The organism is Lacrimispora brassicae, assembly GCF_054772055.1.
Genome location: NZ_BRYH01000048.1, coordinates 16,520 through 38,197 on the forward strand (window position 1 = coordinate 16,520; position 21,678 = coordinate 38,197).

The window sequence follows — 21,678 nt, forward strand, 5'->3', positions numbered from 1 at the left end:
TTACGCGTCAATCTCGGCTTCATCTGCATGTTCATAGATAAACCGCCGCCTGGGGAGGACGTCGCTGCCCATAAGCATTTCCGTTATTTCCGAAGCCATGCGGGCGTCCTCGATCTCCACCTGCTTTAAAACCCGCCGTTCCGGGTCAAGGGTTGTTTCCCAAAGCTGTTCTGCATCCATTTCTCCAAGACCCTTATAACGCTGTAAGGTAAATTCCCCGGTATGGGTCCTGCGGTAGCGCTCCAGCTCTTTTTCATCATAGAGATATTGCCCCTCCCCCCGCTTTGGAATGACCTTAAACAGCGGCGGCATAGCAATGAACACGTGGCCGTTATAAATCAGCTCCGGCATGAAGCGGTATAAAAAGGTGAGCAGAAGGGTATCAATATGGCTTCCATCCACATCCGCATCAGTCATGAGAATGATTTTATGGTACCGAAGCTTTGAAATATCAAAATCATTGCCATAGCCTTCGGAAAATCCGCATCCAAAGGTATTTATCATGGTCTTGATCTCCGCATTTGCCAGAACCTTATCCATGGAAGCTTTCTCTACATTCAGGATCTTTCCGCGAATAGGAAGAATGGCCTGGTACTGCCGGTTGCGGGCGGTCTTAGCGGAGCCTCCTGCGGAATCTCCCTCTACAATAAAGATCTCGCATTTTTCCGTATCCCGGCTTTCACAGTTTGCCAGCTTTCCGTTGCTGTCAAAGGAAAACCTGGATTTAGAAAGCATGTTGGTTTTGGCCTTTTCCTCTGCCTTCCGGATCTTTGCAGACTTTTCCGCACAGCCGATGACCGCTTTTAAAACCTCTAAATTGCGGTCAAAATACCGCTGGAGCTCGTCGCCGGTCACGGTGAACACTGCCTTTGTGGCATCTGCGCTGGCAAGCTTTGTCTTTGTCTGGCCTTCAAAAATAGGATCCGGATGCTTCACCGCCACAACGGCTGTCAGGCCGTTTCTCGTATCAGCTCCGGTGAAGTTGGTATCCTTTTCCTTTAATATCCCCAGCTCTCTTGCGTAGCTGTTGACCATCTGGGTAAAACGGGTCTTAAAGCCCGCTAAGTGGGTCCCGCCTTCCTGGGTGAAAATATTGTTGCAGAAGCCCAGAATATTTTCTTCAAAGGTGTCCACAAACTGCAGGGCCACCTCGATCTCCACCTTGTCCATTGTTCCCTTAAAATAAATGGGATCATGGATTGCTTCCTTTCCGGCATTTAATTCCTTTACATAGGCAATGATCCCATCCGGTTCATGATAGACGACGGTTTCCTCTTCGCCCTGACGTTTGTTCATATAGATGATTCTGAGAGCCGGATTTAAATAGGCGGTTTCATGAAGACGGCTTTTCAGCCAGTCCGCCTTAAAACGTGTTTTTTCAAAGATCTCCCCATCGGGCAGGAAGTTGATCTCTGTCCCGGTTTCCTTTGTTTTTCCTAACGTAGGAAGCAGGCCATCCACCAGTTCTACCGTTGGTATGCCCCGCTCATATTTGTCATAATGAATCAGACCATTTTTATATACTTTGATTTTCATGTGAACAGACAAGGCATTTACCACGGAAGAGCCCACTCCGTGAAGTCCGCCGCTGGTTTTGTAGGCATCATTATCAAATTTGCCGCCTGCATGAAGTGTAGAAAGAACCACACGCTCTGCCGATACGCCTTTGCTGTGCATTTCCACCGGAATTCCCCGGCCTGCATCCTTGACAGTGCAGGACCCGTCTGCTTCCAGGGTTACCCATATCTGATCACAGTAGCCGGCCAGATGCTCGTCCACTGCATTGTCTACGATCTCATAAATCAAATGGTTCAGTCCCTTTGTCCCAACGCTGCCTATATACATGCCCGGACGTTTCCGCACTGCTTCAAGACCTTCCAGTACGGTAATACTGTCCGCATTATACTGTGCTTTTGCCATGATACTCCTCCACATCTAGTATTGTCATGTTCCATTATACAATGCCTTTTCCATTTTTGGCAAGTTGCTGGCAATTTTTTTACTAAATTTCATAAAAAAGTATTGTATTTTCCCAGTGCTCTATGCTATAATATAAAACGTGTCAAATGACATTAAGCAGATATAGTTCATTGGTAGAACATCAGCTTCCCAAGCTGAGGAGGCGGGTTCGATTCCCGTTATCTGCTTTAAACCTTTTATTTACAAGGAAAAAGAGGGCTTCCATAACAAACTGGAAAGTCCTCTTTTTTTGCTTTGACACCACTTTGACACCACTTCTATTTTTTCACAGTATCTTTTCGATCTTTTTCATTTCCTCGGCTTTCGTATCTGGCAGTACATGCGAATATAAATCTGCAGTCATAGCCAGGCTGCTATGGCCTAAGATCACCTGCATGACCTTTAAAGGAATTCCCTGCTCCAGGCCTCTTGTGGCAAATGTATGACGTAAGGTATGTGGGGTTATTGGATCAAATTTTATACCATCTTTATTAATCTTATTGGCGATTTTTTTCATGTCTACCCGGATCCCCGTATCCCAAAATGCTCCGCCATCTTCATAAGTTAAGGCCATATTTTTTAGGTTATCTTCTTCTTTCCATTGTTCGCCCAGTTTTAACCGATTTTCAAGCTGCCTATGTCTGATGCTTTTCAGAAGTTCTTCTATATTATTAAGCATCGGTATATCTCTCCGGCTGCTCTCTGTCTTCGGGCTATCCTTGTACCTGCCTGACCCCTCACGAAGATATACCAGGGTCCCGGTTACATGGATCAGTTTATTCTTCCAATCAATATCAGACCATTGCAAGCCCGTTATCTCATTGACACGCATGCCCGTTGATAAAGCCATTACATAGAAATTATAGTATACAGACCCTTTTGCATATTTCAAAAAAGTATGCTGCTCTTCCAGTGACATTACTCTCTTTTCATTCTGGTTCTTTTTCCTGTATTTAGGAAAAACCAAAGCATCAGCCGGATTACTTATTATCAGCTTATTTTTTTGTGCCTGATTGAACATTCCCGATAAGATAACAAATGCAAAATTAACACGTGACTTAGAAAAACCTTTCTTGTAAAGGTCATTAATGATTTTCTGTAAGGCCTGGGGCTGTATGTCAGTCACTTTCCTTTTCCCTAAAACCGGCTCAATGTAGCTTGAAAATGTCTGCTTATACGTCTGTATCGTTGAAGCTTTGCTTGTATTATTCTTATATTGCTCCAACCATGTTTCAAACCAGGCAGAAACCGTAATATCTTTAGGCTTGCAGAAAATGCCATGCTTTAACTCATATTTCATGTTTTCCATTTTCTCCAGCAAGTCCTTCATATTTATATCATATATGGTATACCTCTCCCCATCATACTGAAAGCGGGCCATGTATCTCCCGTCAGAACGCAAGGTAATCCCTTTCGGTAACGTCTTCCCGTTCTTATCTACTGCCATATTATATACTCCTTATAAGGAATGCAACAATATAATTGCTATATGCTGCATTCCTCCAACATTTTTCAACATGAAGGTTCTCTCTACTTTTCCTCTTGATCCTGGAAAAGAAGTTCTGCAACATCCCGATCACAATTATGTTTGTCCATAAAGTCATATATCTTTATCTCTCGCTCCACATCATCTTCTTCTATTTCCAAAACACTGCGCAATGTTGATAGACCTTTCATAAGTTCAAAAATCATGACATTTGCAATATCAACCTTTGTACTTGCCTTGTCATAATAATATCCTATGGCTTTCCATACATCCGCTTGTGGTCTATTACTGAAATAATCCTCACTTAAATCCTCAATCATTACTTTTGCCCTTTGAGCCAATATCTCAATGTCTGTAAGTTTACTGCTGATGTAGAATTCTCTATCCATTTTGAAGATCCTCTCCTTTACGTTAGGGTTTGCAAAGGGATAAATCTGTGTTATAATCAGAGTACCCCTTTGCATTGGTGTGTGATCGGGTTTAATTTTTTTATTAGCCCTGTGCGTTTGCCGACGCATAGGGTTTTTACATTTGGTGTGTGATCTGGCAGCAGGTCCATGTAATTGCCGTTACTCACTGCTGCTTGTTATTCTTTTATTGGCCCTGAGCACTTACAGGCCTGTTATGCTACGGTAAACCGCTTTTCGCTTGTCTGACTCATGTACTGGCTGTAAAGCGTCTTGTGCTCTTTCTGGAAGCTCTTGGAATCGAATCGGTTCTTGATGATTGTTTTCCACTGTACCAGGAAAGCCCCGGCCTTTAATTCCTCGGCTCCTCTTGCATGCATTTCCTTCTTGATTTCCTCTTTCAGCTTATCCGCTTCTGCCTTAAGAGCTGCCTGCTGCTCTTCAATGGCCTTTAACTTTTTTACTCTGTTTACAATGGCTCTTTCTCCCATGTGGTTGATCTCCTTTCCTTCTGGTGGATTCTTACCGGGCTATTGTTCGCCAGTCTTGGCACCTCCTCACCGGGATTGAATCCTTGCGCCGTTCCGGTAATCTTCCTGACTATTGGTTTTGCCTCAGCTCACTCACAGGGATATTGACTGGAATTTCATAACCTTTTCGGGGTTATCGGTGCTTTGTTGTTTTGTTATCTTATATACCAATCATACACAAAGTTAAGTGAATATTCAACCGTCATTATACACAAAGTTAAGTGAATGTTTTTGGCGCAATTGTACACTTGTCTTTGTGTATATAAGATGCTATAATATGCTTATGATGGAAAAGATATATCTATTTTTATCCACCCAAAACAAGAAGGGATGTGAATGTATTGGCAATCAGTTATAAAAAGCTCTTTGTTCTTCTGGAGCAACAGGGTTGGACTACTTACAAAATACGTCAGGAAAAGTTGATAGGACAAGGAACTTTGACCGCTTTAAAAAATGGAACTGGCGGACTTGACAGCAAAACAATATCAAAAATATGCAAGGCTCTTAACTGCCAACCCGGTGACATTATGGAATATTTGCCTGATGATGAAGAATAGGCTTTAACTCCCACATCAGATATGCACATTGAGTCAGAGAGGATTTTAAAATTGAAAGAATAATTATGACAAGGCGGACCAACTATAATGCAATCCATTAACTATATATGATTTATCATCTATAGATACTTGAATAGTGATTCCAGATATGCTATATTAGAATTACAAAAGGAACAACCGCCCCCTACAAGGGGTTGGCCATGAATAAGATAGAAAATTCCGCCCTCAAACCGACCAAAGTTTACAAGGGTGGTTTTTCTATGCCTGTTTCCAGGACTTTATAGAAAAACGCTACTTACAATTAACGAAAATAAAGGTAAGTAATGCGATTATGAACATACCAAAGGCCATAAGGTCCTTAAAGTCATATTTCATCCGCACCACCTCCCATCTATGTATGATGGAAGGCCAACGCCCTTGCAGTGACACGATTATTCCTTGTCCCTATGGTAACATATCCCATTTCAATGTGCAATTACTTTTCCCAGGCAGTAGGCTATAACAGTCCTGCTGCCTTTTCGTCCTTCATGACGAAAACCTCCGCCCATTAACCAGCGCAATCTTGCGCTCGTCCTCTGGTGCGAACGTAAGGGGTATCATTCTGTGATCCCATTCAACACTAATATTGAATACCTGTGTTCTACGTCATGTTGACCCCTGCAATCTGAAAGGGACAATCTGTCCCTGACGGGAGTATGGACTGAGCACCCGTTGTTATAATAGGGGTGACAGATTGACACCCCTATATGATCACACTTTCCCTTCTGACCTATTGCAACCGCCGTAACTCCCCCTTAACCGCTTATGTATGCTTCATATTTCCTCTGTTTTGATCTATTAATCACTTAGTGGCACATTCCTCCTTTAGCCTTAATGATCGAAGTATGGACATTTCCTTGCTATAGACAGCGCAAGTGCTTCCCAAATTTGGGAAGCGGTTCCAATAGCGGTCAAAATATGGCTGAATACGGTTTTGAAGAGAAAAAAGACTTTTTTCCAAAAATGGAAGAAAGTACCGGGGCCGTCCCTCCACTGATTATAATGCAACTCCTCTTTCACTTATGGTCCATTGCAACTACCTCCACTACCCACATCCAAGGAGACAAAATACTCAACGCAAAACTGCGTTCAGCTTACTCCGCCCTGATGGCTCAAAATTTAGCCGTCCTTTGGTATGGACTGTGCAAAATTGCGTTGTCCTTTACTCAGCCGAATTTTCGGTTCTGCTTAATTGGGATTCTTTTCTCCACAAATGGAGGACTCCATCATGACTCTTCAAAATTGAGGAGTCCAAATTCTTTATCACAAGAAAGCCTAAGTAATTCAGTACAGCCGTATTCTCGGCTCTACTTGCTTTAGACTCTTTTCTACCCAAGTGGATAACTTCATCATGAGTCTCCAAAATTGGATTGTCTAAATTCTTTACCACAAGAACTATCAGACATTTCAGTACAGCGGAATTTTCCGCTCTATGTAACTTGGTTTCTTGTTTCATTACCTGTTCCGTAAATAACTCTGATTAAGTTGTTCATTTGGTCTTATTTTTTGCTTAATGGGAATCCTTTTCCACTGGCTCCACGATAAACCCCAATGCTTCCATTGGTACTCTTCGCACCCGATTTCCAAGAGCTTGCTGTGCCTTTTTTGGCAAATCAGATACCTTTACAGGCTGTCCATCGATTGTTACCCAGTTTGTCCAGGTTAAAGGTTCATTCCTTTTGATTTTTAACACCTCCTTTCTGACCGCTATAGCCTTTTTTTCCTAACCTCCACTTTTCAAATTCAGCGGTATCAAATACCCATTTACCGCCACCTTCTGTTTTAAGAGCAAAAGTCTGTCCTTTTGCGTGCACATTTTTATTAAGCTCCCGCCTTGAAAACCCCAGTTCAACTAACTCTGTAATACTCATAATAGGCCTTGGATACCGCATGATTATTCTCTCCTTTTTTATTCGACAATCCAATATCCTATTTTTCTGCCATCACCTCTAACAACCAGATCTTTCCTACTGGAAATCTCTCAATGTTTGCTTTCCAGTAATTAAAAGTACTTAGTGGTGTCCCAATCTTTTTTGCTAATTGAGCATTGGTAAGTTTATGTTTGATTTTTACCGTTGCAATAAGTATCCTTAATTCTTCTGCTCGTTGCTTCATGTGACTTTTTTGCATTCTGATTCTCTCCTTTACATATATGCTTTAAATATACTACTGCAAGGAGATTGTACCATAATTATTATTCCGTATAGCACTCCAGGTATCTTACACACAAATGCTTACTCTCAATATTCTGCCTGCTATATAATTTAACAGGCCACTAATTGCCACTATTTTTTATATGATATCTGGTGTTCCTGTTGTTCTGCTATATAGGCTGAAATTGTAGTGTTTTATAGTAGCTTAACTGCTTTGTCTTAATTGCCAGCTAGTTTACCGGTCCGCTATATATACAGATATGGCATCATAAGTCATCATCCATTTAATATTTTGTTCCAGGCAGACCTGTAGGCTATATGCTTAAAATGCAACTATTTGCAACCGTCTGTACGCTATACGGGATATTCCCGCTATATAGCCCAGTACACCAACAAATGTCAACATGCTTTCTCCATTTGATCTCGCAGTACTCTTCAAAAAGCCAACTGATTTGCCAAACAGCTATATAGGCAGATATTCCAACATTTTCCAACAAACAGTATATTACTCTTGATTACTCTGAGTCGGCAAAATTGCCGTACCAGCTTATGTATTGGCGGCGGAATTTTCCGCCACGAGAATACCGAACGTTCGCAACGTTCGTTTTGCAACGTTCGCTTTGCGTTGCATTCATTTTTTCTTAAAAGGGCCTACATTACATACTATTTTCATGATATAACCTACACTTTCCAGTTTAAATTACTCCAGCATTTTCCATCATTTCTATCCGAGGATCATACTGGGATTTACAAGGGTTTTGTGTGCATTATTGTGTGCAGAACTTTGCATACAATTTCCTGTATTGGAGGGCATGACAATGTATAATGTCTTAGGGTTTCTTAGTGTACACACCTTAACATTTTCTAACATCATTTGCTTTTAAACCTTATCATTTACAAGCATCATCGACCACATTCAATTATACTCTTTCTTAAAGATAGGGTGCTGAAATTTCAGCAGACTCCCAAGTACAGAACCGTGCTTTCTGCATTGTTTTGTTGTACTTTCTTTGCTGTACAACATTCCATTTGTCCCGACTTTTCCAGATAGCAATAATTTTCATCTGTGTCAAACCTCATATCTAAGGGCTGCCCTTTCCGTTGCACTGGTCCATGTCCGATTAAACCTTTCAAAGCCAGTTCCCCTTATCCCCTCACTATAAATAACATCTGTTTCTGGTAGAAATGGCCTCAGTTTATTCCTGTTATGCGATTTCCGCAATTCTCTCATTGCCTTATTTTCGTCCTGGCGGATAGCTTCTGGCCGAACCCCAAACGATTCGCCTATGGCAGCCAAAGTCATATTTTTCCGAAATCTCTTACGGATAATTTCCGGCTGATTCCCCGGTAAACTATCTACGCATTCCCATAGCACCGCCTTAAGCTGCTCCTGCTGCAGCCGATCAACAGTATCCCCTTCCATATCCTCACCGGAAGGAATAACATCCCCCACCGTGTATTCTCCCTCTTCTATGTTTTTTACAGGTGCATCTAAACTCGTTATGTTGCCAATACAGGCGTTTCTATGTATATCCCTTACTTGTTCTATGCTTAATCCCATAAAATAGGCTGTCTCGGCCTCTGAAGGCTCCCGGCCATGTTCCTTAATAAAGGAATCGCAGAGACGCTTATATTGCCTTAATCGTGCCTGACTCTGAAAGGAAATGCGTAAGCAAGAAGAATTCCGCTCTATGTATCGCATGATCCGCTGGCTGATCCAATATTCTGCATAGGTGAGGAACTTGCAGCCAGCTTCCGGATCGTAGCCATCTATTGCATCATAGAGAGCAAGATATCCCTCTTGCTCCAAATCCTCCAATTCCTCCCGTCCTCTATATCTCCAGGCAATGGAGCCAATAAAGGCTTTTACCTGCTCATACAGGGCAAGCATATCCTCTGCCGGATTAATACCGGCCTTGATCCTGATTACAAGCTCCTCATTATTCATATCCTGCTGCCTCCCTGCATTTTACAATATAGATTTAAACCTCAAGTTTTTTCAATGCCGCTCTTATTAGGGGGTATAAGAGGGGACTGAATTTTCAGCCGCCCTCTGAATAACCTACCTCTCATGACTTTGCATCACATTTTGCGATATTAATCATAACCCCTGGTAAAATTACTTTCTTTCCATATAAATCCCGTATCCTCCCATAACTTCTTAGGAGAAATATAGAAATTTCTTTTATTCTCGCTTCGTGTCATGTGTCCTATAGGTAGCCACCCATCTTCTATACCTTGGCGAACCCATGTAGCATCTTTCCCGTATACCTCTGCTGCAATTGTCATTGGTACTCCGCCAGCTCCAAATTCAGGATATTGAGCTGCGCTTAATAGCTTTCTTGTCACATGCTCCGCAATCTGTTGGGCATCATACAAAATTTTAACTTCCTGCTCTGCATTCATTTATTTTTCCCTCTACTTTCATAGTATTTAAAATAGTATTCTTATATCTTTTCTCTTTTTTAATACTATAAGTGACAAAAGCCGAGGTTTTAGGAGGTTCTTTAGACTCCCGATGTTACCAGCCTAACCCCTACACGGTCAGTTTCCTTGTTGTTATACTTATAGACCAACTGCCCGAACTTTGTACCGTCAACGATCAAATCTGCCTGTACGGTTCCGCCTCCGATTCCTCCCATTTCTTCAATAGCTTCCTTAAATGCCTGCTTCATTGTTTCAAGAGGGGATACAACCTCATAATCTTTGTTGTTATCGCCCAACATAGCCATGAAGTTGCCGGCTCTTGGGGGGACAACCGTTCCAGTAGCCAGACGTGGAATATGATCGGCATAGGCGGCATAATTGACCGGAGTCCTTGAGGCTGAAAACCCATTTCCAGAAACCGCCACATGTTTTATATTAAATCCAAATGACTTCCCACCAATTCCAGGAACCCAGTCCGGCACATCAAATTTCAATTTGTTCAAAGTATCAATAATAGAGTTTACTGCATTTGCTGCTATACTCTTCACACCATCAAACGCACTTTGGAAACCATTTTTAATCTTTTCAGAAAGGTTTGTCAGTGGCCGAACAAGATTACCCATTGAATTTTCAAGTCCCTGTATCAATCCTTCCATTAAATATTTTCCAATTTCAGCCATAACCGTAGATGGCGAATGAATCCCAAACAAATCCTTAATCCATTTCATGAATGGGTCAACTATATGCTTTTTAATCCATGCCCCAGGATCTTCGGAAAACTCTGCAATTCCTTCTGTAATACCTTCCCATAAAGCCTTTCCGATAACTTTCAGCATTCCCCATGCCGCTTTTACTACTGCCAAAGCGATCCGGATAACCACATCCACAACACTTGTAAACACTTTCCACCAGTCAACATTTACAAGGAATTCTCCCAGGTCCTGTCCTATTGCTTCCCAGTCGGTTTCTTTTAATGCTGTGCGTAGAGTTTCTAAAAGACCTAATGCAAAATCGCTCAATGTCTGACCGAAATCAGCCCAATCAATATTTGCAAAGAAGTTATTAAGAGTCTCAGAAATTTTCTTTCCTAACCCTGTCCAGTCTATGGTTTGGATAAAATTATGTATGCTGCTTATCATTCCCGACAAGGTCTTTCCCAGCGTTTCTCCAAATCTGGCCCAATCAATTCGATTTATTAGACCCATCACACCATCAGCCATAGCTTTTCCAATAGCCGGCCAGTCTGCAGTTGTAACAAATCCATATATCAAATCAATCTTTGCCTGAACAAAACTTCCGATTGTGGCACCAAATTTTTCCCAGTCCACCTCATATATAAGCCCGTTCAGCCCTTTTGCAAAAGCCTCGCCTAACTTTACCCAATCAATCCCATTTAACAGAAGGTATAACGTATTTACGATTGTATTAATACCCTTACCTAACATTCTGCCCAGTGAATCCCAATTGATCGTTGACACCATAGCATTAAACAAACTCACAAATCTTGTTACAATTTCTGTAATCCGTCCGCCCACATTATTCCAGTCAATCAAAGAACTGATTCGGGCTATAGCTCCATTAATCTTTTGTCCCAACAATTCCCCAATACCAGCGAAATCCTCACTATTGAGCAATTCCCGTATTTTATCTGCAGCCTTTTGCACATTCTCTGCTACTTCCACGGTTTTGAACATCTGATCCGGTGACGGTCCGGTATATTCTTCCTTGTCAGAGTTCTTGCCTTGTGCCTGAATCAAAGTATCAAAAGCGAATGTAGCTTTTTTAGTTTCTTTTGCTGCATCCTTTGTAGCTTTTTTGGTTGCTGCAAGACTGGCCGCATAATCCTCTTGAACAGCTATGGCTTTAGTAAAGGTATCTTTCCCGGCCAGAGCAGCCATTGTCTGCGCAATCCAGTTATTTAGCTCTACCATTTTTGATATCAGCTTTGTTAGAGCCGGTGCCACAAATTCTATGATAGGTGCGAATGCAACTGCAAAGCTGTTCTTAAGCATTGTGAGCGAAGATTTCAATTGAGACATTGTCTGGTTAACTTCACTCGAATAACGAGCCAGATTCTCAATTCCCCCTCTTATAGCAGATGTAATTCCTCTTATAGCCCGGTAAAACATGCTAAACACAAGTGTACGAAAAAGCATGCCCAGCATACTAAAACTCTTCCCCGTCTTCTGCGTGCCTTTTCTAAGACCTAACAAGGATTTTGTGATTTCTCCCGCTGACTTCATCACATTTTTAGCAAGGTTTTTCATCTGTCCTGCTGCCTTTACTGCCAAGTTCCCAAGAGATTGAAAGGCCATCTTTCCTACTGTTGCCATACCCTTTAACGCAGCTTGCGCAATAGCAGGGATCTTACTAAGGCCGGATCGTATAATAGTTGGGATATTCATAATTGCGGATATTAAAGTGTTTTTGACTGTGTTCATTCCCCACAAAACAGAATCTTTTAAACTTACCATTGAGGTCTGACCGGCAGCGGCCGTTGACTTTAATGCTTCAGAAGCTATTTTCCCTCCACTGGAGACCTCTTTTAAGGCACCTCCGGTCTGCTTTCCCGCATTTGATGTACTTCTCAGCGAGGAAGCTGCCTGTTGGCTATCCACGCTCATCTTGTTCATGACCATTCCCGCCTGCTGCCCGTATTGTTGAACCGCCTGCGCATAGTTCTTGATATTTGCTGCTGACTTGCCAAATACCATCTCCATTGCCTTAGGGTCATAACCGGAACCAACACCGGGTGAAGATTGCCCCACTTCTTTCATGGACTTTGAAAAAACATCTTTTACCTTGTTACCTGCCGCTTGAGCACTGGACACTATTTTTTCAAATTCTGATTTTAAATTCCTGGTTCCTTTCTCTGCCCCATCAGCATTGATTTTTGTATCAATAAGTACCGAACCATCATATTGCTCCATGTTTCACCACCTTAAAATAAAAAGGCCGACAGCTCCCATTTCTGAAAGCCATCGGCACCATTTAGCCATTAACAAACACCATTTTGTCTGTCATACTTATATACAATTTTTTTAATTACCTCCAAGATAATAACATCATCTTTGCGCTGTTTGATTTCAGCGGTATTCCCCCGGCTATGTATTTCTTGTATCACTCTCTGCATTTCTTCATTCATGTTCATCAGCTCCGGGGATCTTTTTTCTTATATTTCGCCGTATACTTGCCAACCCTTTCCCTGGTGGCCTTTTCCACTTCTTCAGTGATCACCTGAAAAGCTGCATCCATAAATGCTTCAAACAGCAGTTGCCTTTCCTTTCCCACAATAGCCATGGGGGACTGACCATCAAATATGGTGTCATATACGTCAGATTTAAAAATAAAATTCAGCTTCTCACGGATTACCTGATTGAACTTTTCCAACACTTCCGAAGTCTTTTCCAGTGTAGCATCATCATCAAGCGCAACGGTCCCATCTGGATTAAGGCTTACATCTTCCAGCCCGTCCTTCTCTTCTCTCAGTTCTTTCATTGCCTGATTAAATCGTTTCACGATATCAATATCAGTCGGGTTAAACCGGATTACCCTGCCCGGGTCATCGTTAATACAGAAAGATTTATAACCGTCCGAAAAATTGATGCTTTGCATTTTACTACTCATTGGCATTTCCCTCCATCATTGTTTCTTCACATTCCTTCATTGCCTTATCGTACTGCTCCTTATGTTTTCTCAGGCTTTCAGCTCCCCTCGTTAGAGATTCCAGCGTTGCCTTAAGAGCCAATGGTACAACCTCTTCTGCCTGCTTCATGGCAGGTTTAAGACCTTTTAATGCCTCCGTTACTCCACTTAATCCAGCTAAAATAATTTCTTTTTGATTTTGCGTATCATTCATGATTCTTTTCCTCCATCTTTCCGTAGATTGCCGTTAACTGACAGATAATTACGAACAATAAAATACCGACTGCTATCATGTTTATAAGTTCCTTTCTTCTTTTATTTTCAAGGCCTGAGTCTTTGATTTAGATACCGTTGCAAACCACTACACCCCCCACTCCGTTTTAAGCTGATTGAGAACCTTCATTTCCTCGGATGTATCTTTTCCTGGGTTGCTATCCGGGTGATATACCTTTGAAAGCGTCCGGTAAAACTGTTTAAGAGTTGCTTTGCTCTCCTCGTTTCCTTGTCCGCCTGCAGAGCCAAAGCTATTGGAACTGCTTCCAGTGTAGTTACTATAGAAATTCTCATAATAACTACGGCTTTGCTCCTGGCTCCTTTGCTCATATTCCTGTCTTTGCTTATAATTCTCTTCAATTTTTTTGAGATATCCTGGATTCCTTAGGTTTCCGAAAACATCATAGCAAGACTTATAATCACTCTCAGCAGACTCGTATTTTTTTATGAATTCAGCAACCTTCTGCTGATGCTCCTTTAGAATACATCTGTGTCTTTCCTTAGCCTTATATTCCTCTGTCTGATGGAATTCCGCTTCTACCTGATCAACGATAGGCTGAAACTTCTCATAAATCATGTTGGCAAGCGCTTCCTCCGACAGTCCCAATGTTTCCGCTTTATTACTCAACCTGCTGCCTTTTATGTAGTCACCGACCCAACTACCCCAGTCAATAAGATCATAATATCCAATGGTGCATATTACCGTTTGCTTTTTATGGACTCTGCCGCCTTCCCGGAAACTTTTATGGATACTGATGCGGTAAGCCTTCCTGATCTGGCGTTCATAGCGTTCCTGGCTGTATCTATATCCATAAGAGGTGTAAGGTTCTCCATTTATCGTCCCGTTGGTTTCATATACTTCAATTTCTTTTGGCTCACCCACCGGCACTGTTATTTTCTCAATTCCCTGAATAACGCAGTACATCCGTTTCCCTTCCCGTAGTTACTGCCTTATAGACCGTAGTAACCACGTCTTTTACTACCTATCGTTTATTCCTTTTTGCTCTTAAAAGAATCCTTCTGACAGGTAGTAGCCTGAATTCTTTCCTGACTTTGCGAACCAGCGCCATAAAAGGCGATCTCTGACGCATCTCTTCTTGAATCAACTCCCGGGCACTGACGCTTTCTGGTAATTGTAATGACTCGGCTTCTCTGTACAACTCTTTTAAGCGTGAATTACTCATATCCCGCAAGACTTGAACAGCAGTATTAATATTTGCATTTATGGATTCCTCAGAGCACATCCACTTGAACACATCACGAAGAGTATTTTTGTCAATGTAAGATTCCAGAATATCCCGGCACACCATAATTCCATTGGCAGTAAGGCAAAGTCCTGACATATTGATTAAATCGATTTGCACGTCCTCCATGTCTATTAGGTTCTCATCCGCTATGCGGTCACAACACAACCCGGTCCATGTTTCCACCTTGTCTATTTTTAAAAGGTTATACACACTAATCATCGGCGGACTTAAGTCCCTCCTTGCTTTAATTGCTGTTAAAGCCCGTTCCCTTGCTGATTCCATCCTTTTCTCCTCTCAATTCATGCTTTTCCCGGACAACACCATACTCCCGGCATCAGGAAAATGGTCTTCTATTTCCCTTCTACTTTTCTGCATCAAGAAGTCCTTGAATAAACTTCTTGTTCATTTCTGCTGCCTTTTCCCGGCGAATGCTGCGCTCTGGCATCTTCACATCTACAGAAATTGAAATAATCCGGTCCACGGTTCTATTATCCATTTTCAACTCCTCCGAATCGCAGTTACTGGTAAATATGGTTGGCAGGAATTCTCTCTTGCGATAGTCAACCAGGCGAAACAGGGCATTATCAATCCATTCATACTTCCCCGTCTGAGCCCCTATATCATCTAAGACCAAAAGCCTGGCTTGATAAAGTGAATCGGTCCTCTCTTTGCTTTCTTCTCGCTTGTCCTTTATCAATTCTACAAAATCAGGAACCGATATGAACTTTACCGGAATAGCATACTGCTCTATAATCTCATTGCAAAGACAGCAGGCCAGCATTGTTTTTCCTGATCCTTTAGTTGCAGAGTATATGTATAATCCCCTGCCCTGTCTTTCAAATTCTCTGAAATTGATAATAAAGGCATTTACAATTTGCTTCTGGAGCTTAACATTTTCGCCATATATGTCCCATTGAAAATCCTTTGCTCTTTTATACACATACTCCGGCGGAATCATGCTTTGGTTTCTCCGCGCCTCTGTCCCCTGCACAGTTCCATCTGGAACCCAGAACGGCTGTGTCTCACCATAATTTTCTACATCATAGATTATAAATGCCCCGCCAGGTACAGCATCTACCGACTTAACCAATGCTTGCACCGTATTTCCTGCGATAGTAATCTGCTGTTGACTCCCCTGTTTTAATACTGTCTCCGTTTTCTTTTTCCTCCTCTCCCTGCTGCTGGTTAAGATATCCTTCAAACTTTGTCCCGAACAATGTTTCTGGCCTTAAGTATTGCTCCATCTTTCCGCCCTTCCATTCGGCTGCCTTGTTGTCTATAACCTTCTTAAAATCCTCCAAGGTATATCCTTCTGCAAAACGAGCATTGATATGGCCTTGTGTAGCCCTTCCCTGCCACCGATATCCCTTACCCGTTTTGTCATTAAGATAATCAATAATTTCCTTGTAAGGGGGCTTGTCGAGATCCTTCTCGACTATATCTTTATATTCTTTCTTTAAATTCTTTCTTTTTTGGGTACAGACGTCTATACCTGTCGTAGTACAGACGTCTGTACCTGTTGAAGTAATGATATCTGTACCTGGTATAGACGTCTGCCACTGTGGCGGTAGAACAGACCACTCATTAATGTGTTTATTCAGCTTCACTTTCCTGGGACTATTAAAGGTTGATTGCTGCGTTACCACAATCACTTTCCCCTCTTGCAAACTGCTTATTACTGCAATTATACTACTCTTGCTAAGCCCGGTACCTTTAGCCACAAAACTGTTAGAAAAGTCACATTCCTTACGTCCAAATCCATAGGTATTTCTTATCAGGCAAAACAGTATCCTTAGCTGAGCACCATTAAAGTTGGCACGAGAAACAGCTTCTAATAGTTCATTGGCTATCCTGGTGTAACCGTCCTCCAGTTGAGGATTGCTCATCTTCGGTCACCTCCTGCTGCCTCAAAAGCCCTCTGGCCGAATGCAGCACCGCAAAGGTATTCTTGGCCCGGTTCTCCAAAGTCCTTATGAACTGCCTGATTTCTTGGTCATTCTCCGGAAGAAAGTACCCTCCGCCGTCTTGGCAGGTGGAAAGAATAACGGCCCCTGCCTTTCTCTCTCTGGCGATCTCGTTCTGCAGCTCCCGAACGCTGTTAAATCCCAAATATGTACATAAATCCTGTGCGCTGATAGCATTTTCTTTTCCTGCTTGTAAAGCCTCCACTATCACGAATGGTAAGGCTTTGTCAGGTTCTACGTTTGCCGACGCTCCCTGTGGTGTGTGATCCTGGGCTTTTTCTATTGGCCCTGTGCGTTTTTCTTCCTGCATAATCATGTCCCCGTTAATTCATTTAAATGTTGATCAATCTTGACCTTATCCCATAGGACACGCTTTCCTATCTTAACCTTGGCTCCGATTTCTTCCCCAAATTTCATGGCATTGTTACGACCCAAGTTTGTATAGGCCCTTAATTCCTCCGTGTCCAGCAAACGACTTTCTCCTGCTATCGTGTTCATGGCTCTTGCTCTCATTGTGTTGACTCCTTTCACGTTTAAGATTATTTAATTCAACCTCTTGACTATATATTAAACTATAGTTATAATTAAATCAAACAGCAGTTTAATATTCAGAAGTTTAAGATAAATCACAATTAGGAGATTAATGATGGAGGAATTAAACAAAAAAATAGGAAACCGTTTAAGAGAGTGTTTGGACAATAGTAGCATTACACAAAAGCAATTAGCAGAAGATACCGGATACACGCCTCAATACATTAGCAATATTATTGTTGGGAAAAAGAGGCTTTCGGCTGAGGCAGCAAGATGCATATCCAAGATACTTCATGTCAGGGTAGAATATCTCTTATGCGAAGATGATTATATGACTAATCAGCACTGGTGGTCTAAAAGACATGAATTATTTGAAAACCAAGGTAACATTCTAGAATCACTTGTTAGCTTGGCTGGTTACAGAAGAGTCTGTGAATATATTGCCAATTTCCAGGAACTGGGGCTCGATAGAGTTGTTTATGGTCCCTTTCAGGAAGGAGAAAATATCGAACACCGTATTCCCGACTATTATGATAGTAAAATGGATTTTTATACTGTTATTGAGGCCCCAAATGGAAAAAGGTTTGCCTGTTCCTCTATAGACTACTCCCTTTTGGAACATGAACTATTAGAATTTATACACTTTCGCTTCAAACAATTGGAAAGTAAATATTGGTGGGAAATTGAGGATGGCAAAAAAAATGGTTATGTTACTAAGGGCAGCATCATAAAGGTATACGAGCAAAAGAAAGTATACGACTATCCGGATATCTTATCCAATTCTTTATGGGTGGATCATAATAAAGGAATGGGTTCTCTGGCTTATGTTGATTGGAATAAATGTGCTCATGGTGGCCGATATGATGAGAAGAAAAAAAGATGGATATACGATAATTCAGAAAAATTCATGCCTGAGGAAGGGGAAGATTGAAATTATCAAAAATTGATGGAGAGGCCTTTTCAAAATCTGTGTTAACTCGAAAAAATAAAGCTTCTCTCTAAGTAGCATAAACAAGGCGTAGGAAAAGGAGAATCCAAAATTGGACTTTCCTATTCCTACGCCTTATTATGGCTTACAGACTGAGATCTGGGGTGCTAACCTTTTGTAATGTTCATTTTAACATCTGTATAGGCTAAACAAATTTTCCAAATACGTCTTCTAAAGTAATTTGCCTTGTATCATTTTTTGAAGACATAAAATCCCATATAACTTTATCTAACGTACTCTCACCTATGTTTAAGTGATGAGCTGTTTTTTTTAATAAAAAACTTGCCTCTTTATAATTACTCGTAATTATATTGGACATTTCCAGAAACTGAAACATGTGTCTATCAATCGGTATAGCCTGCTGGCCAGAAAGTAATTTTAAATAGTCAACTGTTTTAAATCCTATTCCTTTTATTTTTAGTAATTCGTTTTGGTTCTCTTCAAACATTAACCAGTTAGCCAAGTCTTCCTCATTATTAACTCCACATCCATATAAAAACCATGTTAATTTGCAAATAGTATTTTGCTTTGTTTTATTTTTCCATTGTATAATTTTTTCTATTGGATACGTTTGAAATAAAATTATAAAATCACAAGTAGTTTTATAATGCTCATAATTATCTAAAATATTGCAAATTCTTGGATATACAACATTTCTGTAATTCATTCCTGCTTGTAAAACAGCATCTGTTAAAGTTGCTGCCATATTATGATATGGAGTTCTTTGACTTACTTCCTGATAACTGCTCGGAATTTTATTTAATAGTGTAATAATTTTTTCAATAGATTGTTCTATATTATCCATTGTTTTGTTCTCCCAATACATTATTAATGGCCGTTAAACGATCAACACAATTAGGACATGCACCGCAAGGTGTTATAGAATTTACTTGACATGAATATGTTTTTTCTATTGGAGCTCCTAAATTTATTCCTAACTTAGCCACTTCAGTTTTAGTCATTTCACGAAATGGCATTTTTATCTTGATAGAACCATAATCATAAAGAAGATTTTCGAGCTTAGTGAAGAATTCCATTGAGCAATCAATCTCTTTTGCATGGTTACTGTTAATAAAAGCAGTATAAACTTCCTTTATACCCATCGACTGAGCATAAGCAGCAGCTAATGAAATAAATAGTATATTCCGGTATGGTAAGTACATGTCTTCAGCTACCACTGTATCCTCCCATAAATTTGCCTCTATAATCATTCTGGAATTCGATTCTCTATATACATCTCCTATTTTAATAGTCTTAATGTTATCCTTATACTTTAAAGGTATTACCTCCAACAGTGTTTGATATTCTTTTTTCTCACAATGTTGACCATAATCAATGAATAGTATAATTAAATTTTTATTTTCTTTCTCTAACTTATATGCCAAAACTGTAGAATCCATTCCACCTGAAGCCAATAGCAATCCATCGTATATATTCATTTACTCTACCACCTTACCTGTAATTTCAAATACCGCATCGATAACTTCATTCAAACTTTGACAGTATTTATTACATGAATGCTTTAAAAACATATTATCTAATAATTTGTATGGATCATATAGTATCACATTTTTCCGTTTTGCTTGATATGTTCCTATTTCAACTAATGTACCTTGATCATTATACAGCAATGTTGCAATCATAAAATTACATTCTTCTAATAATTCTAAATCTTTCGAAAAAATTACACGTTCTTCATGAAAATTCATATTTTTTGTTATTTGACCATTCTCACGTATTGGCAACCTTGGATTATAGTTATGATATATAAGGGCTTCTACTAATTCATCTAATTTGGATGTATCTACATAACTAAAGTCAGGTGCTGCCATATAAATATTAATTTTTTTTCTGAGAATCCATGGCACTCTAATTCCCATTAACTCTGTCTGCTCATCTGCGTTTTGTAAAAGTAAATCCAATTGTTCTTTAAAATCCTCAAAACACATTGTTTTTGCATAAAACACAGAACTCCAAGCGCAAAATTTCATTGTTTTTTCAATATCTTCCGGAAATTCGTTATAAATATATGCAACATCATAAACATCTCCTACTCCCACGGAATGCATTATGCGATCTAAATAGGCGGGTGCTTGATGCCACCTTTTAGATTCATAATCATATAAGCATGATCCCCCTCTGTTTTCTTTGATTAACAACCTTTTTATATTCCTTTTATCAAATAAATCTACTATTGTGTCATAATTATAATCACTAAAACAATTACTAAAGGTTGTTGATGATGTCGAAAGTATAGCTGTAGTAATATTAGTGTTTGTAAAATTCAGTATATCTTCACTATCATAGTTAAAATCAATATGTATACAACCCTCAAACTCTACTAAATTATTTAATATTTGCTTTGTTCCGTATCGTCCAGGAAAAATAAGTATATCTGTTGGGTTAAATTCTTCCAACAACCCGGATATATTATTTTCATGTATATATTCGGCTTGATCACACAATACATTATTATATACCTGTTTTCCACTCTCATCAGACACTCCAATGATGAAAACATTCGGAGCTTTATCAACTAATCCTAATCTATATGTTCCAGAAGAATTAAGGATTTTTGAATACTTTTTAATATCCTTTTCTAAGTAATCCGGTGCATAATAAGCGAAAGCATAATCAAGATTTAAAGCAGAACAAGCTCTTATAGCATGAAAAATGCCACCTAATCTAACGAGATATGAATTATTTCCTTTTAAATCAAGATGATTATCTACAAAAACTTCTCCAATTATAAGCATTTTCTTGTTAAGCATACAAATTTACCACAATATATGGAATTGGTGATAAGCCAGATGATATTATTTCCCCAGAATATCGCATTTCCTTTTTTAAACACAAATTTAAATAATTATAATGAATCGGCAGATTTCCTATAATTTTTTTTGTATCTGACAACACTACAACCATTCGCTTATTGACTAGGTTTTCACTCAGTTCAATTTTTTCATTTACAAAAGGTACCTTATTATAATTTTGATAATAATCACACATGCCCACATCGTCCAAATTAATGTTTTCTATAGATAATGGACATTTTAATTCTCCACCACTTCCATCTCCACCACTTCCATCTCCACCACTTCCATCTCCATAAAACGATCCCGCTCCACTTCCACGATAGTTTCCAAATTTACCACTTCCCGCAGATCCCATAATACACCTCCAGATTTATTTATTTTATTCTATAACATTTTTATTTATATGGCTAGACGGAACGTATGGTTGTATAGTAATTATAATTATTGTTAAAACAAGTTTCCTTGATACCGACTTCCTATCATCGTTCACCATATAAATCTTTTGCGCTTACAATTAATAGTAAAGTAGACATAGTCCTGTCAAGTAAAAACAGCGTTCACAATGCTGATCCCTTTTAAGATTGAAACTGTTAATATCTGCTTAAGTCATTCCATTCACTCAGCATCCATATTTGATCGACCATACAAATCTTCAA

The 21,678-nt window shown here is 40.0% G+C and carries 24 protein-coding genes and 1 tRNA gene; 3 read left to right on the plus strand and 22 right to left on the minus strand.

Annotated elements, in window-relative coordinates:
- Entirely contained in the window at positions 1-1,920 is a 1,920-nt protein-coding gene (locus tag ACYVD3_RS21115) for a DNA gyrase/topoisomerase IV subunit B (RefSeq protein WP_460644474.1), read from the minus strand.
- A gap of 156 nt (positions 1,921-2,076) precedes the next feature.
- Here ACYVD3_RS21115 and ACYVD3_RS21120 point away from each other — a divergent pair.
- Positions 2,077-2,147: transfer RNA gene (locus tag ACYVD3_RS21120), tRNA-Gly, on the plus strand.
- Between the two features lie 98 nt (positions 2,148-2,245).
- Here ACYVD3_RS21120 and ACYVD3_RS21125 read toward each other — a convergent pair.
- The 3 genes from ACYVD3_RS21125 to ACYVD3_RS21135 all read right to left on the minus strand — a co-directional run bounded on the left by ACYVD3_RS21125 (position 2,246) and on the right by ACYVD3_RS21135 (position 4,343).
- Positions 2,246-3,406 carry a tyrosine-type recombinase/integrase gene (locus ACYVD3_RS21125; RefSeq protein ID WP_460644475.1) on the minus strand — a complete coding sequence of 387 codons (1,161 nt, stop codon included), beginning with the start codon at positions 3,404-3,406 and terminating at the stop codon, positions 2,246-2,248.
- A gap of 83 nt (positions 3,407-3,489) precedes the next feature.
- The gene (locus ACYVD3_RS21130; RefSeq protein WP_460644476.1) at positions 3,490-3,834 is read right to left on the minus strand and encodes a hypothetical protein; all 345 of its coding nucleotides are present in this window, start codon (positions 3,832-3,834) and stop codon (positions 3,490-3,492) included.
- A gap of 233 nt (positions 3,835-4,067) precedes the next feature.
- A complete protein-coding gene (locus ACYVD3_RS21135) occupies positions 4,068-4,343 on the minus strand; it encodes a hypothetical protein (protein WP_460644477.1) in 276 nt (91 codons plus the stop codon).
- Positions 4,344-4,723: 380 nt separating this feature from the next.
- Between ACYVD3_RS21135 and ACYVD3_RS21140 the strand changes: the two genes are divergently transcribed.
- Entirely contained in the window at positions 4,724-4,939 is a 216-nt protein-coding gene (locus ACYVD3_RS21140; protein WP_460644478.1) for a helix-turn-helix domain-containing protein, read from the plus strand.
- 1,709 nt (positions 4,940-6,648) lie between these two features.
- Here the strand turns inward: ACYVD3_RS21140 and ACYVD3_RS21145 are convergent.
- From ACYVD3_RS21145 to ACYVD3_RS21210, 14 genes are all read right to left on the minus strand, one after another.
- Positions 6,649-6,849 (minus strand): hypothetical protein, encoded by a 201-nt coding sequence (locus ACYVD3_RS21145; RefSeq protein ID WP_460644479.1) that lies wholly within the window; start codon positions 6,847-6,849, stop codon positions 6,649-6,651.
- A gap of 58 nt (positions 6,850-6,907) precedes the next feature.
- Positions 6,908-7,108 carry a hypothetical protein gene (locus ACYVD3_RS21150; protein ID WP_460644480.1) on the minus strand — a complete coding sequence of 67 codons (201 nt, stop codon included), beginning with the start codon at positions 7,106-7,108 and terminating at the stop codon, positions 6,908-6,910.
- A 1,092-nt stretch (positions 7,109-8,200) separates the two neighbouring features.
- On the minus strand, positions 8,201-9,079 hold the full coding sequence (locus tag ACYVD3_RS21155) for a sigma-70 family RNA polymerase sigma factor (protein ID WP_460644481.1): 879 nt from the start codon (positions 9,077-9,079) through the stop codon (positions 8,201-8,203).
- 149 nt (positions 9,080-9,228) lie between these two features.
- Positions 9,229-9,537, minus strand: coding sequence for a hypothetical protein (locus tag ACYVD3_RS21160; RefSeq protein WP_460644482.1), 309 nt, complete (start codon positions 9,535-9,537; stop codon positions 9,229-9,231).
- Positions 9,538-9,638: 101 nt separating this feature from the next.
- Complete coding sequence (locus ACYVD3_RS21165; RefSeq protein WP_460644483.1) at positions 9,639-12,488, minus strand: phage tail protein; 2,850 nt, start codon at positions 12,486-12,488, stop codon at positions 9,639-9,641.
- A 68-nt stretch (positions 12,489-12,556) separates the two neighbouring features.
- Positions 12,557-12,703, minus strand: a complete 147-nt coding sequence (locus ACYVD3_RS21170) for a hypothetical protein (RefSeq protein WP_460644484.1) — start codon at positions 12,701-12,703, stop codon at positions 12,557-12,559.
- Positions 12,704-12,708: 5 nt separating this feature from the next.
- A complete protein-coding gene (locus ACYVD3_RS21175; protein ID WP_460644485.1) occupies positions 12,709-13,185 on the minus strand; it encodes a hypothetical protein in 477 nt (158 codons plus the stop codon).
- Positions 13,178-13,417, minus strand: a complete 240-nt coding sequence (locus ACYVD3_RS21180) for a hypothetical protein (protein ID WP_460644486.1) — start codon at positions 13,415-13,417, stop codon at positions 13,178-13,180. The genes ACYVD3_RS21175 and ACYVD3_RS21180 overlap by 8 nt, the downstream gene beginning before the upstream one ends.
- Before the next feature lie 147 nt (positions 13,418-13,564).
- Positions 13,565-14,401 (minus strand): hypothetical protein, encoded by an 837-nt coding sequence (locus tag ACYVD3_RS21185; RefSeq protein WP_460644487.1) that lies wholly within the window; start codon positions 14,399-14,401, stop codon positions 13,565-13,567.
- 58 nt (positions 14,402-14,459) lie between these two features.
- On the minus strand, positions 14,460-15,005 hold the full coding sequence (locus tag ACYVD3_RS21190) for a hypothetical protein (RefSeq protein ID WP_460644488.1): 546 nt from the start codon (positions 15,003-15,005) through the stop codon (positions 14,460-14,462).
- Between the two features lie 79 nt (positions 15,006-15,084).
- Complete coding sequence (locus ACYVD3_RS21195) at positions 15,085-15,822, minus strand: ATP-binding protein (RefSeq protein WP_460644489.1); 738 nt, start codon at positions 15,820-15,822, stop codon at positions 15,085-15,087.
- Complete coding sequence (locus ACYVD3_RS21200) at positions 15,806-16,609, minus strand: conserved phage C-terminal domain-containing protein (RefSeq protein ID WP_460644490.1); 804 nt, start codon at positions 16,607-16,609, stop codon at positions 15,806-15,808. Before ACYVD3_RS21200 ends, ACYVD3_RS21195 begins: the two co-directional genes overlap by 17 nt.
- Positions 16,563-16,997, minus strand: a complete 435-nt coding sequence (locus ACYVD3_RS21205) for a hypothetical protein (protein WP_460644491.1) — start codon at positions 16,995-16,997, stop codon at positions 16,563-16,565. The genes ACYVD3_RS21200 and ACYVD3_RS21205 overlap by 47 nt, the downstream gene beginning before the upstream one ends.
- A 2-nt stretch (positions 16,998-16,999) precedes the next feature.
- Entirely contained in the window at positions 17,000-17,200 is a 201-nt protein-coding gene (locus ACYVD3_RS21210; protein ID WP_460644492.1) for a hypothetical protein, read from the minus strand.
- Positions 17,201-17,330: 130 nt separating this feature from the next.
- On the opposite strand from ACYVD3_RS21210, the gene ACYVD3_RS21215 reads away from it, so the two are divergent.
- Positions 17,331-18,149, plus strand: coding sequence for a helix-turn-helix domain-containing protein (locus ACYVD3_RS21215; protein ID WP_460644493.1), 819 nt, complete (start codon positions 17,331-17,333; stop codon positions 18,147-18,149).
- A 202-nt stretch (positions 18,150-18,351) separates the two neighbouring features.
- Here ACYVD3_RS21215 and ACYVD3_RS21220 read toward each other — a convergent pair whose 3' ends face one another.
- The 4 genes from ACYVD3_RS21220 to ACYVD3_RS21235 are packed head-to-tail and all read right to left on the minus strand — an operon-like array spanning position 18,352 to position 21,377.
- Entirely contained in the window at positions 18,352-19,011 is a 660-nt protein-coding gene (locus tag ACYVD3_RS21220) for an HhH-GDP family DNA glycosylase (protein ID WP_460644494.1), read from the minus strand.
- A complete protein-coding gene (locus ACYVD3_RS21225) occupies positions 19,004-19,645 on the minus strand; it encodes a 7-cyano-7-deazaguanine synthase (RefSeq protein ID WP_460644495.1) in 642 nt (213 codons plus the stop codon). The genes ACYVD3_RS21220 and ACYVD3_RS21225 overlap by 8 nt, the downstream gene beginning before the upstream one ends.
- Positions 19,646-20,977 carry a nucleoside 2-deoxyribosyltransferase gene (locus tag ACYVD3_RS21230; protein ID WP_460644496.1) on the minus strand — a complete coding sequence of 444 codons (1,332 nt, stop codon included), beginning with the start codon at positions 20,975-20,977 and terminating at the stop codon, positions 19,646-19,648.
- Positions 20,970-21,377 carry a hypothetical protein gene (locus ACYVD3_RS21235; RefSeq protein WP_460644497.1) on the minus strand — a complete coding sequence of 136 codons (408 nt, stop codon included), beginning with the start codon at positions 21,375-21,377 and terminating at the stop codon, positions 20,970-20,972. The genes ACYVD3_RS21230 and ACYVD3_RS21235 overlap by 8 nt, the downstream gene beginning before the upstream one ends.
- Positions 21,378-21,678 lie beyond the last annotated feature (301 nt).